This window comes from Gimesia chilikensis, from assembly GCF_008329715.1.
Lineage (GTDB): Bacteria > Planctomycetota > Planctomycetia > Planctomycetales > Planctomycetaceae > Gimesia > Gimesia chilikensis.
This window is the reverse complement of the sequence record NZ_VTSR01000032.1, coordinates 463,313-480,215: the sequence shown is the minus strand read 5'-3', so window position 1 is coordinate 480,215 and position 16,903 is coordinate 463,313. Positions and strand designations below refer to the sequence as shown.

Annotated in this window: 13 protein-coding genes; 3 read left to right on the top strand and 10 right to left on the bottom strand. The window is 52.4% G+C overall.

Annotation, left to right across the window (positions count from 1 at the left end; genetic code table 11):
- Positions 1-17 precede the first annotated feature (17 nt).
- Both FYZ48_RS26630 and FYZ48_RS26625 read left to right on the top strand, forming a co-directional pair.
- Positions 18-605, top strand: a complete 588-nt coding sequence (locus FYZ48_RS26630) for a hypothetical protein (protein ID WP_149345542.1) — start codon at positions 18-20, stop codon at positions 603-605.
- A 258-nt stretch (positions 606-863) separates the two neighbouring features.
- Positions 864-2,036: a tetratricopeptide repeat protein gene (locus FYZ48_RS26625; protein ID WP_187782240.1), complete on the top strand. Its 1,173-nt coding sequence runs from the start codon at positions 864-866 to the stop codon at positions 2,034-2,036.
- A gap of 9 nt (positions 2,037-2,045) precedes the next feature.
- Here FYZ48_RS26625 and FYZ48_RS26620 read toward each other — a convergent pair whose 3' ends face one another.
- The 4 genes from FYZ48_RS26620 to FYZ48_RS26605 form a co-directional block, all read right to left on the bottom strand.
- Positions 2,046-3,584, bottom strand: coding sequence for a HEAT repeat domain-containing protein (locus FYZ48_RS26620; protein WP_149345540.1), 1,539 nt, complete (start codon positions 3,582-3,584; stop codon positions 2,046-2,048).
- 134 nt (positions 3,585-3,718) lie between these two features.
- Positions 3,719-5,950 carry an alpha/beta hydrolase family protein gene (locus FYZ48_RS26615; RefSeq protein ID WP_149345539.1) on the bottom strand — a complete coding sequence of 744 codons (2,232 nt, stop codon included), beginning with the start codon at positions 5,948-5,950 and terminating at the stop codon, positions 3,719-3,721.
- A gap of 152 nt (positions 5,951-6,102) precedes the next feature.
- Positions 6,103-6,948 (bottom strand): DUF1583 domain-containing protein, encoded by an 846-nt coding sequence (locus tag FYZ48_RS26610; RefSeq protein WP_149345538.1) that lies wholly within the window; start codon positions 6,946-6,948, stop codon positions 6,103-6,105.
- Positions 6,945-7,973 (bottom strand): DUF1559 domain-containing protein, encoded by a 1,029-nt coding sequence (locus tag FYZ48_RS26605; protein WP_149345537.1) that lies wholly within the window; start codon positions 7,971-7,973, stop codon positions 6,945-6,947. Before FYZ48_RS26605 ends, FYZ48_RS26610 begins: the two co-directional genes overlap by 4 nt.
- 737 nt (positions 7,974-8,710) lie before the next feature.
- Between FYZ48_RS26605 and lexA the strand changes: the two genes are divergently transcribed.
- A complete protein-coding gene (gene lexA, locus FYZ48_RS26600; RefSeq protein ID WP_145039453.1) occupies positions 8,711-9,313 on the top strand; it encodes a transcriptional repressor LexA in 603 nt (200 codons plus the stop codon).
- A 122-nt stretch (positions 9,314-9,435) separates the two neighbouring features.
- Here lexA and FYZ48_RS26595 read toward each other — a convergent pair whose 3' ends face one another.
- From FYZ48_RS26595 to fliQ, 6 genes are all read right to left on the bottom strand, one after another.
- The gene (locus FYZ48_RS26595; RefSeq protein WP_149345536.1) at positions 9,436-10,830 is read right to left on the bottom strand and encodes a sigma-54-dependent transcriptional regulator; all 1,395 of its coding nucleotides are present in this window, start codon (positions 10,828-10,830) and stop codon (positions 9,436-9,438) included.
- Between the two features lie 390 nt (positions 10,831-11,220).
- On the bottom strand, positions 11,221-12,783 hold the full coding sequence (locus tag FYZ48_RS26590) for a sensor histidine kinase (protein ID WP_149345535.1): 1,563 nt from the start codon (positions 12,781-12,783) through the stop codon (positions 11,221-11,223).
- 144 nt (positions 12,784-12,927) lie between these two features.
- On the bottom strand, positions 12,928-14,265 hold the full coding sequence (locus FYZ48_RS26585) for a PP2C family protein-serine/threonine phosphatase (protein WP_149345534.1): 1,338 nt from the start codon (positions 14,263-14,265) through the stop codon (positions 12,928-12,930).
- Between the two features lie 203 nt (positions 14,266-14,468).
- Complete coding sequence (flhB, locus tag FYZ48_RS26580) at positions 14,469-15,548, bottom strand: flagellar biosynthesis protein FlhB (RefSeq protein ID WP_149345533.1); 1,080 nt, start codon at positions 15,546-15,548, stop codon at positions 14,469-14,471.
- Between the two features lie 22 nt (positions 15,549-15,570).
- Positions 15,571-16,560, bottom strand: a complete 990-nt coding sequence (locus FYZ48_RS26575; RefSeq protein WP_149345532.1) for a flagellar biosynthetic protein FliR — start codon at positions 16,558-16,560, stop codon at positions 15,571-15,573.
- Between the two features lie 37 nt (positions 16,561-16,597).
- A complete protein-coding gene (fliQ, locus tag FYZ48_RS26570) occupies positions 16,598-16,864 on the bottom strand; it encodes a flagellar biosynthesis protein FliQ (RefSeq protein ID WP_145039433.1) in 267 nt (88 codons plus the stop codon).
- Positions 16,865-16,903: the final 39 nt, after the last annotated feature.

The following is a 16,903-nucleotide window of genomic DNA, read 5'->3' as shown; positions in this document are numbered from 1 at the left end:
AAACAAGGGATTAAACGATGTCAATACAACCCAAAATTGCAAGTTTGCCTGCTATTGCTTTAGCAGCACTGCTGGTCAGCGGTTGCCACCACAAAGGTTACCAGGCTCAGATCCCTCACGATTCTGTAGCCCCGCTGGGAACCATCAGTGATGATATCTGGCAGAAGCAGGAAGAAAATGGTGAAGCCTCCGACTTCGTAATCGTTGAAAGCGAATTCGTTGGTTCCACTGCCAAGTTGAATGCTGCAGGCGAAGACCACATCAAGCAGATTGCGGTCCGCATGGCTTCCACTCCGTTCCCCGTGGTGATCGAGCCCAGCTCCATGTCTGTCGCAGAAAAATCTGAATACAAGTACCCGATTCATGGCAACGACGATCTGGACATGCATCGTCGCAACGTCATCGTCAAAATGCTGCAGGCGATGAACGTGCAGGATGCTGACGAACGGGTGGTTGTTGCTCCGGCCTTCACACCAGGCTTTGAAGGGTTTGAAGCATACCGTGCCTACAATAACGGTTTCCGTAACAATGGTAACGGAGGCGGATTTGGTGGCTTTGGTGGCTTTGGCTCCGGCTTCGGTGGCGGTGGAATCGGCTTCTTCTAAGCCGGAAGTTTCCTGCTGAGCAACCTCAACTACAGTGGACGGATTCTTCGGGGGATCCGTCCACTTTTTATAACGGTTTAATCGAGTCGTACCAGTCACAAGCTCTGAGAGCGTCCTTTTAATTTCGACGCTCTCACCACGGTTTCGATCGAAACGGAATTCAGTCTGAAATAACGCCAGGACACAATTATGAACAGCAATGGATTGTTTTGTTCAACTTTGATCCTCTGCACTCTCGCTTTCCAGGGATGCACGCAGTTGAATACACAGGTTTCCAAAGTGAAGTCTGTGCTTCCCGGTGGGAAAGAAAAAGACGAGAACGTTCTCGCTGCCGCTCGCTCGATGGAGAGACAGAAAGAGTGGATCGGGGCCAGGGAGAAATACGAATCTTACCTGAAAAAGAACCCGCACAGCGTGAAGGCCTGCCATCGCCTGGGGATTGTCTGTTCGCACCTGGGCGATACCGTTGCAGCCACCCGTTATTTCACTCAGGCCAAACAGCTTGACCCGAATAACTCAGAAGTACTCAACGACTTCGGCTATGCCCTCTACCAGCGGGGCCAGTATGAAGCCGCTGAAAAAGCACTCGCCGCTGCTCTGCAGAACGATGCCAAAAATCCGCGGATCATGAATAACCTCGCGCTGGTCGTCGGGCATCAGGGACGCTTCAAAGAGAGCTATACCATGTTCCGCAACATCATGTCGGAAGCAGAAGCCCATGCCAACGTCGCCTATATTCATACCCAGCGCGGCGAAGGGGAACTGGCTCTCAAGGAATACGACCTCGCCCTCACAGCGGACCCGGATCTGAAATCGGCCGGACAGGGAGCAGCGGAACTGGCATTGCTGAAAGATCGCATGCTCGCCCATAAGACAGCAGAAGCGGAAGAGCAACTGGCAGCAGCGTCTGCTGAAAAACAGACACAGCCCCAGACCAGTGCGAAAGCAGCTGCACCACAGAAAACACGGTCACTGGATAAACCCACACAACTGGCCAGCCTGAAAGCTTCTGCAGATACCCGCGCTCAACAACGCGAAACACTCGCATCAAGCGAACCGGCCCCTGAGAAAACCAAACTGATCAGCCAGGTTTCACTGAAAAAGGAAATGGAATCGGCAGCGCCGGTTAAAGTACAACCCTTCCGGAAAATTCCTGATAATCCGGCACCGGTTAAAACCGCTACTCGAACGGTCTCGGTTCAATCCAAGCCCGTTGTGACCCGGACTATCCCTCAGCCCAAGGTGGAAGCAAAGCCGGAACCGCAACTCGAAGAAGCTCCTCTGGAAATCAACCCCTTCCGATCACTTGATGAAATCGAAGAGGAAGCACCAGTTATCATTCGTATTTCGAATGAAGTACCTGCTCAAGACAAGACTGCTGCTCCGGAAGAATCCCAGTTTCGTGCACCGGGTGAATTCGCACAGCCGTAATGTCACAGACTACTTGACGCGCGCCTCGATGGCCCTGACCGTCGAGGCAGCCTGAAAACGGAAATTTTTATTCTTCGTTTTACGTGTCACTTCATCGATTTTCTTCAGACTCTTTTCCGTGCCAATCTCTTTCAACACGCGCATCACGTTCACCGTTGTCAGAAAATCTTCAGGGGCAAGCTGTTCCAGTACCGCATCCTCTGCATCGCTGCCGTACTTGATCAGTTGATTCCCCGCCTGATGAGCTCTGGACCGATCACTCAACAGACCGGCAACCGCCTCTGTACCCTCATCGGTCTGAAGCTGCAAAATAGCCTGCATCACGTTTTCCTGTCCCAGAATATTAACCTCCGGCAACAGTTGAATCATGGCGGGTATATTCTCTTTGGTTGACCAGACTACCAGAGCTTCGGAAGCATCCTTAACGATGGTGATGTCTTTACTCTCCAGGAGCCCAATCAGGATCCGCGCCACTTCCGGATTTTTCTTCGTCGGTTTCGCCTGACTCAGTTTTTTCAGAGCCGTTTTGCGCTGCAGCAGATTCGTCGTCGACAGATCCTGCAAAATCCCTGTCAGCTCTGCATCCAGGTTTTTCGGGACCTCAAATTTCGCTGCCGCTTCCCGCTTCTGCATTTCAGCTTCATGCTTCTTGCGCAACTCGGCCTGCGCAGCCTGCTGTTGTGCCAGCTCTTCCGCCGTCAGTTGATGCGATGTGATCGTGATCGGGATCCGATGGGTCGACGATTCACTGCGTCGCACCATTTTATAATCCAACTTGAGTTCTTTGACCGCCCCCTGTTGTTTGTCAAACTGAATCTGTCCCGAGCCCGTCAGTTCCACCTCAGGTCCGTCTTCGACCATTGCAATCGTGCGATAGCTGTGCTGAACCTTGATCGTCACAAGATTCCCCTGCTCACCCTCGATCACATATTCGGTCGACTTTTTGGCTTCCAGCGTTTTCTCCACATTGGGCCCACGGAACGGAAGTGTCATCCGGTCGGATGAGATCACCGAAATCTTCGCTTTGTCCTGCTCAGACCATTCTGCTTTACCAGCAGGAGAAAGCGGAATCAGATTGATCTGAGACAAATGCCCGATCAGATACGGCAGCAGTGATGACCCTTTGATCGTCTCGATCTCCCCAAACCGGTTCATGACGATCTCATGAGGATTCATCACCCCGGCCATGCTGCCAGTCAGTCCCGCAAAGGGATTCGAATGAGGCATCCGCGGTGCAGGCGGGATTATCAGCCGACGTCCCTGCTTGTGCTTAATATTACGGATTGAATTCAAGCTGCCGGTACAGCTTATCGTCAGACTGTGATCTGTCGCTTCTGTCACACGGTACTGCTCAATTCCACTGAGCACCTCCGTGGAATCTTCCAGATCCACTTCGATCTCAATTCGATAAGCCAGCTCCTGCCCCTGCTTCCATTGATACTTTAAAGCGACCGGATCGGCAGCAGACAACAGCGCGGGTAAACCTGCGGTCAGGAACAGAACCAGACCGAAGAAACGTCGTAACTCCCGGAATGTATTTGAGTGCATCGAACTCTCCCCTGCTCATTTCCTGCCGAAACTCCGGCGACCAAAGCGTACAGACACTGTATCCATCAGTATACAGCCCCTGATGGAAAATGCACCTGCTTTCTTGCGGGAAAGCGAAATCACTCCAGAGGCACTCAGCCTTTCAGCAGCCAGTCGACCGCCGCGTTCTGAGAGTTCGCTTTCCCCTGGAAGAGTTCCACCTTGTTCAACAAACCTGCTGAATTATAAGTCGACTGTACCAGTTTCGGGACAGCGGCCGAGCTGCTGGCCAGCCAGAGTGAGGCCGGTTCACAAAGCGAGAGCAGCCCCGGCACATCACCATATTTCACCGCGCCAGGCCAGAGACGCAGATCACGAATGTTCGTAATCTCTGCAAAGCGGAAGCCACCGGGATCCACGGCCAGTTGTTTGACCAGTTCCGGTGAATGGGCACAGGCAGCAGCCGCTCTCACCCCGGAAAACCCAAAGCCTGCCACTGCGATCGACTGCGGCTGACTTTCGTGATGCTTGCAATACGCCAGGGCATTCAGAATATCGTGCACCTGTCTGGCAAAGACTGGATGATTATAGCCCAGTGTGTAGCCGGCAAATTCACGTGGATTCTTGACGACAGGCATCTCGTTGGGAGCAGGTTGAATCTGATTGAATTCGCCCTGGTACAAAACATCAATCCCGGCGACCGCGGTCCCCGCATCGACCAGCTTCTGCACGGGATCGACCAGTTTTCCATCTGCTTTGAGTAATCCAGACTTTCCGGCATCAGTCAGCCAGAGTACTACTTTCCGATTCCATTGATCGGGCAGACAGAACAGCGCCGGCGTCACTTCACCGAATCGCTGATTCTTAATCAGTGTGTGGTACTGCTTATAACCTGTCAGCTGATCTTCGGAAATGGTTTCGGTTTCCAGATCTTCAGCCGCAGGCAACGTACGCCCAATCATCACTTCAATCGCCCCACCCACCACGCGACGATATTCCGCCAGCGATGTCTGATCGTGGGGTGTCAGTGCTTCGATCTGGCGGGCATTTTTGCGTGCCAGCGTATGTAGAATTTTAACTTCGGACTGCTCATCCCCCGGCGGCGCTGGATACTCTTTGCTCCAGACGGTCATTTCCTCTTTCGTCAGCGGTTTAAAGTCAGCCTCGACAATCGGTGACTCCAGCCCCAGCTTGAAGTGCTTGTTGAAAAACTCGTACATCATTGCCCGGCTGACATAGTTGTAATTGTGAGGGAAGGAATAATATTTCCCCTCAACATCCTCCGGTGCTCCCATCATTTTGAAATGCTGCTTTAGTTCGGGCAGCCCCTTGGTTTCAATTTCTTTGGTCCAGTCATTCGCTGCCGTCATCCCCAGCGGCCGTGGCGCCACCAGTGCGGCGAACTCTACATTCCCCGTTTCGATCCGCAGATAGGTCGCGTTCTCGCAGGTACAGCCCCCCTGCATCGCAGTCGAAACCATCACCGCCGGAAAAGCCGCCTTGATACGGTCATCGATCGCAGCCAGGATGAATGTCTGCGTTCCCCCGCCACTGGCACCGGTAATTCCAATCCGGGATTGATCCACTTCGGGCAACGAACAGACCCAGTCCAGGGCCTTGATAGAGTTCAGCGTCTGCAGTCCCAGTGCGCTGATCAGCCGCAGTTCCGATTGCGCGCTGAACAGTCCCCAGTTTTTGGCTCTCGACATCTCCGGACGCTGTTTCGCAAAACGATGAATCAGATCGTAGCTCAGGCAGAACCCATCCGCGTAGCCCAGCATGTCATAATGAAAGACCATGCACCCCATACGTGCCAGTTCGACACAACGGGCCTGCAACGGATAGCGACCGCCAACTTCGTATTTCTCCGCTCCCGCTTCGATATCCGCTTTGATGCGTGTTTCACCACTGTCATAAAACCGGCCGTTCTGAAAATGACCATGCGGCGAGAGCACCATCGGCAGTGGTCCCTGCTTGCCTTTGGGGCGATATAGATTCCCCGTTACATACAAACCGGGAGAGCTTTCGAAAAAGACTTTTTCAACCGTGTATTCATCCCGGTCCACTTTGCCGTGTACGGTGGCGTTAATCTTTGTGTTTTCAGGCTCAGGCCAGACGCCGGCTGCGACTTTAATCTGCCGCCGCACATATTCAGCACGCTCTTCCCAGGCTTCAGGAGACTCACTGGGGGTGAAGGGGAAATAACCATTCAGATCTTTCAGTTCTCCCAGCCGGCTGTCTTTGAAACCGGGGCCCTGCTCTGCCGCAAACACACTTCCCGCCGGGGATCCCGCCTGCAGCAATCCTGCTGACAATAAAGCCCAGCCGATATTCTGTAATGCTTCTCTGCGCTCGATTGAGAACTGATCGTCTTTCTGCAACATCATCGCCCCGCTTTCCTGGATGGATTAACGTATCAGAGTCGTCTTGCTGAACCCTCAGCAGGTTAGGAATTCATCCAGTCTAACCGGAAAACAGCAGGCCATGCCAGCCTGAGCAGACTTTTTAACGACAGTGATCACTCTCGTCCCGGAGAGGCTCAACCGCGCTTTCGCACCCAGATCACGCCACCGATCATCACGACCAGGCCAATCCCAGCTGCCAGGCTCCAATATAAGGAAAAGGATTCGGGTTGAGGTGCCGGGTGATAGCTGGGCACATGCAGCTGTTTCCCCTTCGCGAGGGAATCGGGATGGTTCGGAAACCCGGTGGCTTTGATACTCAAATCTTTCCAGAGCACCTGGACCGGCGTTTCCGGATCGCTCTGCTGGACTCCCAGACGCAGCAACTCCACGTCGGCGGTTCCCAGTTCCACCTGCCGCAACTCACGAAACTCATTCGGAGAATCTTCCGTGACCAGGAACTTCAAGAGTCCCCCGGTCCGAACCAGTTTTAATTTCCCGGAATTGATACTGGTATCATACAGTTTCACATCATAGTTGCGTTTCTCATCCACCGTACTTGAGAGCATGGTGCTGAAGACATGCTTCTTTCCCGGACGCAGCAGACGTCCCAGCGCGACTGCTGACCCAGCCTCGTCATTCAGTTTCAGGTAGAGACTCGGTCCCATTCCATAGCCGGCTTTCGGATCCTTCCAGACGGGCACTTCGTACGCAGCAGTAATTTCAAAATCCCCCTCAATCTGGAAACGGGGGCTGACCCCCAGCGTGGGGAGCTTATGCTCTGCAGGAAGTCGGAACAGCAATCCTTCGGGACGGGGCTGAAACAACCGCACTGTCCCCCTGCCAAGGGGAACGAGCAGTTTATTATCGAACTCTTCTCCGCGAAAGCTGAAATAGGCTTCGCGCGACTCGGGTTGCGCCAGCACCGGCGCAGAAACACCTCCCAGAATCAGGATCAACACAGCAGTGAGATAACACTTCATATGCCTGCCCCTGAGATCGCTTCGCCTCCGGATCGGGTACCCAGGGCACGCCAGAGTTCATCATTGATATTTTCATTGACGAAACGCACGCTCTCATCTCCCATCAGTACATTGACCCCGCCCGTGTGCCAACTGGTTGCATTCAGGATCACTCCGTCCCAGGTAAATCCGTTTTTACAGTTCGTGCGATTGGGCGTCCGTACATGGTTATAGCGGGTCCAGTTCATGTTCCCCGCCAGCCAGGTCTGTCCCGACTCCACATCGTACTGATACGCCCCCGCGGTCTGCGGGGTCAGGCGGCCGCAGGCATCACTGAACTGGCTCTCGGTCCAGACTCCCTGCAGATTATATAGGTCGGAAAGTGGATCGATGAGCGTATCATCCCAGCTCCCTTTAACATGTTCGCTGAACATCGCCGTGTTGGTGAGCCCGTCTTTGACATCGTCCAGTTTCACACTGCTGATCTGTCCAAACATGCCATTCCCGTCCCGCCCGGACCAGGAACTTCCGTTGCACGTGCGATAATTATTGGTCCCCCAGCGACTCTGCAGACGATCCAGATCACTGGGACAGAGAAAGACTCCCAGTCGGGCCGCAGCAGCGGGGCCGTTAATGACCTCATCAAATCGACGGGCCAGTTCCTGCTGATCGTCGTTAGCCGCATTCACAAATGGATAGAACGGGGCCACGTTGAAATTGAGCTGGTTATAAACCACTGACTGATCCAGATAAGGCAGCAGCATGGCATGCGCGGAATAACGACGGTCTTCGAGAGTCCCCAGTGAAGAGATAGGGCCGTCATAGTCGAGGCCAACCCCAAACGGGAGTACCGAGTGCGCTTCATGATAAGACTGAACGGCAATCCCCAGCTGATGCAGGTTATTGGAACACTGCATTTTACGTGCAGCTTCACGTACGGCCTGAACCGCGGGGATCAACAGTGCGATCAGCAGCCCGATAATGGTGATTGTCACCAGAATCTCAATCAGGGTGAATCCGCACCGTTTCGAGTAGTCAGTAGACAACGGGGCGTTCCCCTTTCTCTTAAACGCCAGAACTCAGCGGAGCCTGTCTGGCGACTGATCACGAAATAGAATGCCTGCACTCAGTAAGACCTTCCCTGCACTTACTTTTCTTCACCTAATCTAAAATTTACCTAAATTTACCAGAAAATTTTGATTTTCACGGGTAGGAAAACAGGCTCACTATACAACTAATTAGTGGCAACCTGATATTGGTCAGACTTTCAGAGATAGACAACTATCAAACAACTACTGGTTGTTATCCGTGTATCTACCTATCTCTTTCTGGTTCCGATTCGCTGGTTAACAGGGTTTCTTAAGTTTTCAGAGCCTGTTTTTGAATCTGCCGGACTGATCTATGAACATTTTATCAAATATTCAGAAAAACATCAGTCAGCCCGTTTTAATTAGACGAATTATAAAGTGTTGTTATTTAGCCACTTATAAACAGTTTTTTTGAATTTCTCCACAAAACCCGTTGAGGGGCTGTTGAAACGCGATTGTTTTTAGGGCCCCATACTTGTCCTGTACACGCTAGTATACTAGAATAAGGGCACATACAAAATTCAGGACTTTTTAGTTTTTCACAATAACACCCTCTACTGTTATTTTCCTGAATCCGTATGCGGCTTTTTTCTTAACTCAGGTCCGGTGTGGCCTGAGGCAACAATGAGAATTCCTGGCCGTTTCAGGAATCAATGATTAGTTCACCCTAGAATTCAGAAACGAGGTACTTTGTTATGGCAGGCACCAAAGCAAACCTTACCCAACGACAGCAGGAGATCTACGATTTCCTGAAAGACAAAATTATCAATCGTGGCTACGGCCCCACCGTGCGTGAAATCGGAGCCAACTTTGGCATCCGCTCTCCCAATGGTGTGATGTGTCACCTCAAAGCCCTTGAGAAAAAAGGGTTGATCACCCGCGAGTCTCACATGTCTCGTGCGATTCAACTCTGTGACCACTCCCAGAAACGGACTCGTCTCCCTCTGGCTGGTCAAATCGCTGCCGGCAGTCCCGTACTCGCCGTACAGGATGATGAGCACATCGACTTCGGACCACTGTTCGACCCAGATGATCAGTTCTGCCTGAAAGTCAAAGGGGTCTCCATGATCGAAGATCAGATCGCTGACGGAGATTACGTCATCGTCCACAAACAGAACACCTGCAAAGAAGGTGACATTGTGGTTGCTCTGGTCGATGGTCAGGAAGCGACTCTGAAACGCTACTACTCAGAAGGCGACCGGATCCGTCTCGAACCGGCTAACTCCAGCATGCAGCCCATTTACTCCAAAAATGTGGACATCCTGGGAGTCGTCACCGGCGTCATCCGTAAATACTAAGCTGCGAATTCAGCCCCTGGCTCATTGAGTCACAGGCTGGCAAAACTCAAATAAAAATGCTCTGGTAATTTACCAGAGCATTTTTTTTCACTGTATCCAAATGAGCCAGCATTCCCTGCACTTCAGCCGGCAGCGCGGGTCTGGTACTGATTCAGCTTGTTATACAGTGTCTTTAAGGCAATTCCCAACTCGGCAGCACACTTGGGTTTGTCTCCATCGTGCTTATCCAGAACGTGATAAATCACTTCCATCTCGATATCACGTAATGTCTTACCTTCCATCCCTTCGGTCCAGTTCACACTGGTCGAACCCGACATCGGAATGGAAGAATTTCGTGTCAGATTGGAAGGCAGATCTGCAGGCTGGATCTGCACGCCATCCCACAGAATCACGGCATGCTCCAACGCATTTGCCAGTTCCCGCACGTTCCCTTTCCAGTCGTATTCCTGAAGAATTTCGACGGTCTCAGGAGCCAGAATATCCTGGGGAATGGAATCTTTTTTCAGATGCCGTTTGAGCAGTACGCGGGAAATTTCCGGAATATCACCTTTCCGCTCCCGTAACGCAGGCAGATTGATTTCGAACGTATTCACCCGGAAATAGAGGTCTTCACGGAAGGTTCCCTCACCGACCATTTCCTGCAGATCCCGGTTGGTTGCACAGACGATTCGCACATCAACATGGAAGGTCTCGCTGTCCCCCACACGACGGACTTCGCCGGATTCCAGAAACCGCAGCAATTTGACCTGCATCGTTTTATCCAGCTCACCCAGTTCGTCCAGGAACAGGGTTCCGCCGTTTGCAATTTCAATCAACCCTTTACGGGGAGTATCTGCACCGGTAAATGCGCCTTTACGATGACCAAACAGTTCGCTCTCTACCAGATTTTCAGGCAGGGCACCACAGTTCACAGGTACAAACGGCATCGAGGCACGGGCACTCAGATCGTGAATACGACGCGCTACGAGTTCTTTACCGGTCCCGGTTTCACCCAGAATCAACGCGGTCGAGTCGGTAGGTGCGATCTTCTCGATCAGCTTTTTCACTCGCAGCATTGGTGGAGTTTCGCCCACGATCTGACAGGGGCCTTCCACACTTTTCAGCCGTGACTCGAGTGCGAAATTCTTGTTCTGCAGCGAGCGTTTGTCAGCCACTTTCTGCAGTACGGTCGCAATATCAATCAGCTTACAGGGCTTGGGCAGGAAGTCATACGCGCCGCGGCGGATCGCCTGGATCGCTTCGTCAATACTCCCGTGACCGGTGCTGATAATCACTTCGGTTTCAGGAGAGACTTTATTGATATGATCAATCACATCCCAGCCACTTAAGCCGGGCATCCGCAAGTCGACAATCGCTGCGTCAAATGTGATTTTATCCAGTGCCGTCAATGCCGACTGACCGTCCTCGCAGATGGTGACATCATGTCCCATCCGGGGCAGTTCGATGCGCATCACCTCGCGAATGGCTGCTTCATCATCGACAAACAAGACCCGTAATTTATTAACCGAATTACTCAACTTGTGCTCCTTCTTCCTGCTTTGACATCCTGTCAAAGAGAAAGCCATTTAACAAATTTCTTAACCGAATGGTATTCTGGAAGGAATCGGGGAAAGGCTCTGAAAAGCAGTTGTTCCTGAAAGGAGGCCCCGACTGCTTTTCGAGGATCAACGTTCACACTGACCTCTCCGGAACCGGAAGATCAGCCACGACCTTTCTCTGCACGAGTTGCATCAGATCGGGATAGGAATTATCGAGAGCAATCTGCTGTACAGAGAACATCCATTTTCTCCTGTATCGTTAACTTTGTGTGAATCATTAGTGGGGAGAGACGTGTAATATCAGATTTTGAAAATCGTGGCAATCGGAGAATCAGAGAAAAACGGTTCTCCAGCAGGCTTTCTAAATCTTTATGCAGCCTTGTTTTGCAGCTTGGCTTTTTTAGGAAGCTCCACAAAAAATGTGCTCCCTTTTCCCGGCCCTGCGCTTTCGACTTCGATCTCACCACCGTGGTCCTTCACGATCCGATGCGTGATCGACATGCCCAGTCCGGTGCCAGTTCCATCGGCCCGTTGAGTAAAGAAGGGATCGAACAGACTATCCATGACTTCCGGCGACATACCACAACCGTCGTCTTTGAAAATGAGCGTCACAGAATCGACATGCTCACGAACCTGGATCTCCAGACTGCCCCCTACCTCCATGGATTCCAGGGCATTGGTCATGATATTGAGCACAACCTGTTTGATCTCGGCTGGATTAAACTCGGCCCAACAGGCTCCCGGCGGGGAAAACTGGATATTCCGTCCTTTGAGACGTTTGATCAGGCTGACCATCGAACAGACCTCTTCAATGACGGCCACCAGATCATTTTCGCTGCGAACCGAATTCTGACCGCGGGAGAAGTCGAGCAGTTTGGAGGTAATGTCCCGACAGCGCATTGCTTCGCGTTGAATCAGCCCCAGATACTGCTCTACAACATCCAGATCATCCTCCGGGCAGTGTGGCTTCAAATCTCCCATTCGGCCCTGCAGGGATTCGGAAGCCATCGAAATCGCAGAGAGCGGATTATTGATCTCGTGGGCCACCCCGGCAGCCAGCACACCGATTCCCGCCAGTCGCTCAGACCGCACCAGTTGCCTGCTGCGTTCATCCACTTTGTGATTCAATTCATCCCGTTTTTCCTTGAATCGCTGTGTCATCTTGTTGAAGGCTTCGGCCAGTTCGGCCATTTCATCTCGCGATTTGATTTCGAAATGATGGTCAAAATGCCCCTGGGCCACAATGCGAGCTCCGGAGTGCAGTTCCTGGATGGGGGCCAGGACGGTTCTGTAGCCATACCAGATCAGACAGCCAAAGGTAATAAACACGATCAGGCATGTGACCCAGACCAGGTTATAGCGGGAACGATAGACCCGCGATGCCCGCTCGATCACCGATTTGGTGCTGGATGGGACTTCTTTGACTTCCAGAATCAGGCTTTCCAGATGGGCCACTTCCAGGATCATCTGCTCAGCGACCTTCAGCCTCTGCTTGGGATCTTCCAGTTGCTCCGCCATCAGGGAGAGGTGTTCCAGGCGCTTCATAACAGCACTGTGCTGACTGAACTGGGAGTTAACAAACCCGCGCCACGTCGACAGGGAGGGGTCCGGCAGACGATCGACCTTCTGCAGAAAGCCTGGAATTTCGTTCTTTTCCACTTCGTGCAGTTGTTCTTTAAATTTCTGCTGATAATGGGCACTGGCAGCAGGACGGGAATGGCGGATCTTCTGCAGTGGTTCATTCAGAGCGACAACGGATACGATCAATCGATCGCGATCGGGCAGGCTGTCCAGCGAGTATTTAAAGTCTGCCACCGTATTTTGATAGGAAAGCAGACCGGAAACCGCACCATAGGCCAGCAGGATCAGCATGAAGAAGATAATCCCCAGTCCGACACCCAGTTTCCGCCTGATTGTTTGTGTAAAGAACACACCGACCTCCGTGTCACAAGTCCTTCAGATCCTCTGAAATAAGTGCTGGATCATACCGGATTCACTGCAGAAGTCCAATGTTAAATCGGCAATATCCTGCAGGTGTACAAAAAGGACAGACGGGGCATCCATACCGGCCGACGCTTACTCACCCTGCGGGGACGTGGGGGGATTTTTCTTCCAGCGTGCCTGATGAACCATTTCCTTCCGATAGGAATGCAGACCGGTCATCAGAATATCGATGGCCCGGGAAAAATCGCGAAAGGCTTTGAGGTACTTCTTCTGCTCGAGTTCTTCCTTAGCCTCATAATAAATTTTATTATGATTCGACCACTCGATCGTCCACTCTTCTTCCATCGCAGCCCGCTGTAACTCAGATTCCATGGTGGTCAGGTACTGCAGAAAATCAGTGTTGAACTTCAGTCGCTCTGATCGATAAGGCCGCCACTCAACGGTTTTATTATCCAGGTAGTCCTTATTTTTACCGAGTTCCCGTTGGGCGAACACTTTTCTGACAAGCAGCATCACCAGAAGCGACATACCTCCGAAAGCCAGAAACTCCCCTTTGTCAAACTGGGTCAGCAACCACATCACAATACCGGTCGCCACCATCAGCGAGGCCCCCCAGACGCCCGCCAGCCACAACCATTCCCGATAGTCTTTCTCCAGTTCGATCTCCGGTTCAGCATCAGGCTCCTCCTGCTGTGGAAGATTTCCATCAGGCAAATCGCCCACCCGCACAATGATCACTGAGATATTGTCAGAACCGCCGCGGAGGTTCGCCAGATTCACCATCAGCCGACAGGCATCACTCGGATCGAGATACTTGGAGATCATCCCGATCTCATCATCCTTGAGGTGACTGGTCAGCCCGTCACTGCAAAGAATATAGCGATCCCCTTCCAGCACCGGGTAGGGTCCTTCGATATCGACTTTGACCACCGGCTCTGGTCCCAGAGAGCGCGTAATCACATTGCGTGGCTCATTCAGGTAAACCTCTTCCGGCTTCATCCGTCCCTGGCGAATCAGCTCCCACTGCAGACTGTGATCGAAGGTCAGCTGATCGATCCGGTTCTCGCGGACGCGATAGACCCGGCTGTCGCCGACATGACCGATCACGGCCCCTTCGGGACAGAGGCAGAGCGTGCTGCAGGTGGTTCCCATCCGCATGAATTCGCGGTTGGCCATCCCCCGTTCATGAATTGCCTGGTTGGCAATTTCGACGGCGGTTTTCAGAGATTTGGCAACAGGGCCCGGCTTGTTTTTGAAGAAGGTATGCGGAACGGTTTCAGAGGCGATCTTACTGGCAAGTTCACCAACAGCATGCCCCCCCATTCCATCGGCGACCAGAAAGAAATGCCCATGGTCCCGCCAGCTTTCCTGATCCTTACAGATCCGGACGGAAATGGAGTCTTCATTATTCCGTCGTCGAAAGCCAACATCACTCTGCGATGCGAACTGAACCGGATGTTCCCAACGCATTGAATCCCCTCAAAACAAGCCACTACAGTGCATAGATACTTTACTATTCCATATCTTGGTGAGAATGCAAATCAAACACCAGTGCACACTTTACGAATTCTGTGTTTTTACTGAAAACCCGCAGAATTCTCCTGATTTCCCGATAGAATCCAGATCGCCACTCTCTGCATATCTTTGTCTGGAAATCAGGTTGCGGCCGCTGATCAGCGGGCGTCCGGCATCGTTTTTCCGGTCAGATTGTAGACGTAGGCCATGATCTCCACAAAGACCTCGTACAGCTCGAAAGGAATTTCCTCGCCGGCTTTCACATCACGATACATCTGTCGCGCCAGCGGCTTCCGTTCGATAATCGGAATCCCATGTTCATTGGCGATCTTCCGGATCTGCAACGCGATCTCCCCTGCCCCTTTGGCCACAACAACCGGTGCCGGCATCTTCTCCGGATCGTACTTGATGGCAATCGAAATATGGGTCGGGTTGGTGATCACGACATCGGAAGTCGCGACCTGGGAGAGTTCCTGCGAGAGAGCCAGTTTGCGATGCGCTTCGCGGCGTCTCTGGCGGATCAGCGGATCTCCATCCATCGACTTCATCTCTTCGCGAACTTCCTGCTTACTCATCATCAGGTCTTTTTCATGCTTCCATTTCTGAAAGGCAAAATCCAAACCGCCCAGGATAATCAACGCCAGTGCCAGCAGGATGCCCAGCTCGATCGAGGAATTAAAAATGTCGCGCATAATGGTCTCGGGAGGTGCCCCCATCAACGCGAGAAAATTCGGGAACACCAGGTAGCTGAACCAGACCGCGATCAGCACCAGCAGTGTAATTTTTCCCAGGCTGACTCCCAGCTTGACCAGTCCGCGAATCGAAACAATCCGCTTGGCACCTTCAATCGGATTCAAACGTTCCCATTTGATCTGCAGGACATCCGGGGTCATCATGAATCCGACCTGCACGATATTCAGGATGATGGCAGCAATAAACAGCATCAGCATCGTCAGAGCAGACCCCTGCAGAAACTGTTTAATGATCGCCTGCACGCGTTCCATGATGACCGCGGTATCGACACGCAGCCAGACCGGGCTGGTCAGCGTCGCTTCCATCAGATTCTTCATGTCGTGGCTCAGACTGACCGCAAAGAAGTAGAGCACACCCGCGGTCGCCAGCATCATCCCCGCTGCATTCAGGTCGGTACTTTTCGCAATGTTCCCCTTCTCGCGGGCTTCATTGCGCCGGCGATCCGTCGGGTCTTCTGTTTTTTCTCCGGTATCATTCTCTGCCATGCTGAATGAATCTCAATTCGAACTACATCACGGTACTGCGGCTGATCTGATCGATGGCACTGGGAATCGATTCGACCACAATGTCAGCGGCTCCAGACAGGGTGAAGATCAGGACGACCAGACTGACAATCGCACGAATCGGAAAGCCGATCACCAGCACATTGATCTGGGGAACCGTATGTCCCAGGTACCCCATCGCCAGCGAAATCAGGGCACTGATCGCCAGCAGGGGCGCGGCAACTTTGATCGAAAGTACCAGCGACTGATGCATCAGGGACTGCAACAGATCCAGCGTATTAGTTGAGACAATCCCCTCGCCGACGGGAAAGATCTGGAACGTATCGATCAATGCCGAAAGCATCAGCAAATGACCATTGATCGGCTCCATCAGCAGAAAAACCGCGATCCCCACGTAATACAGGTACTGGCCACTCAACGACGCGTTCATGTCAAAGCCGGGATTGAAGACTTCCCCCAACGCCATCCCCGCTTGCTGATCAATCATCTGACCGGCCATCTGCAAACTCAACAGAATCAGAAACACTCCCAGCCCCAGGGCAAAGCCCAGCGTCAACTCGCCCAGAATCGACCAGGCATAATCCAACAGAGACGCCGGCATATGCGTGACGAAGCGGTAATCGTTAACCGTCAGTTCCCGTTCTCCCTGACGACCACTGCTGACAAGCAGCTCCTCAAAGCGTTTCTGCAGATGCGCGGGCACTTCATCCTGGCTGAGTCGGTGATCCTGATTAGCATCCAGTTGATAAAAACCAACGGTAACCTGTTCGTGCAGCGTCGGCGTGATCAGAATCGACAGGCACACAATTAACAGCACCCGGATATTCGTTGGAAAGATCGGCTGCCCGAAGACAGGGCCGATAATCATCAGGCCGCTGATTCGAACCAGCACCAGTGTGAAGGCGTAGAACTGCAGCATGGCCCATTGCAGAATCTGACCAGGCGCCAGCTGCAGAATGGGATTCAACAGATATTGATCGAGCAGTGCGCTCACGGCCTTCTCTTTACTACTTCAGGTTTCGAGGTCGGCTTCAGAGCCGCGACGGAATGTTGGTGATCAGACTGGTGCTATACTCCATCATCAGGGCTGTGATCCAGGGCAATGTATACAGAATCGCCAGCACCATCATGATGATTTTAGGCACGAAACTGATGGTCTGATCCTGAATCTGGGTCACCGCCTGGCCGATACTGATCACCAGACCGACCACGACTGCGGTCAGCATGACCGGGCCGCTGACTTCCAGCATGATCAGCAGTCCTTCTCGCCCCAGATCTACAACGGTTGACGTATCCATAAACTCACACCTGTGTTTTCACGCAATTCCGGGCGCAAC

Excerpts from the sequence above, each read along its gene's own strand:
- FYZ48_RS26615 (WP_149345539.1), bottom strand. The coding sequence starts at position 5,950 with ATGATGTTGCAGAAAGACGATCAGTTCTCAATCGAGCGCAGAGAAGCA.
- fliQ (WP_145039433.1), bottom strand. The coding sequence starts at position 16,864 with ATGGATACGTCAACCGTTGTAGATCTGGGGCGAGAAGGACTGCTGATC.
- FYZ48_RS26620 (WP_149345540.1), bottom strand. The coding sequence starts at position 3,584 with ATGCACTCAAATACATTCCGGGAGTTACGACGTTTCTTCGGTCTGGTT.
- FYZ48_RS26630 (WP_149345542.1), top strand. The coding sequence starts at position 18 with ATGTCAATACAACCCAAAATTGCAAGTTTGCCTGCTATTGCTTTAGCA.
- lexA (WP_145039453.1), top strand. The coding sequence starts at position 8,711 with ATGGCAGGCACCAAAGCAAACCTTACCCAACGACAGCAGGAGATCTAC.
- flhB (WP_149345533.1), bottom strand. The coding sequence starts at position 15,548 with ATGGCAGAGAATGATACCGGAGAAAAAACAGAAGACCCGACGGATCGC.
- FYZ48_RS26585 (WP_149345534.1), bottom strand. The coding sequence starts at position 14,265 with ATGCGTTGGGAACATCCGGTTCAGTTCGCATCGCAGAGTGATGTTGGC.
- FYZ48_RS26610 (WP_149345538.1), bottom strand. The coding sequence starts at position 6,948 with ATGAAGTGTTATCTCACTGCTGTGTTGATCCTGATTCTGGGAGGTGTT.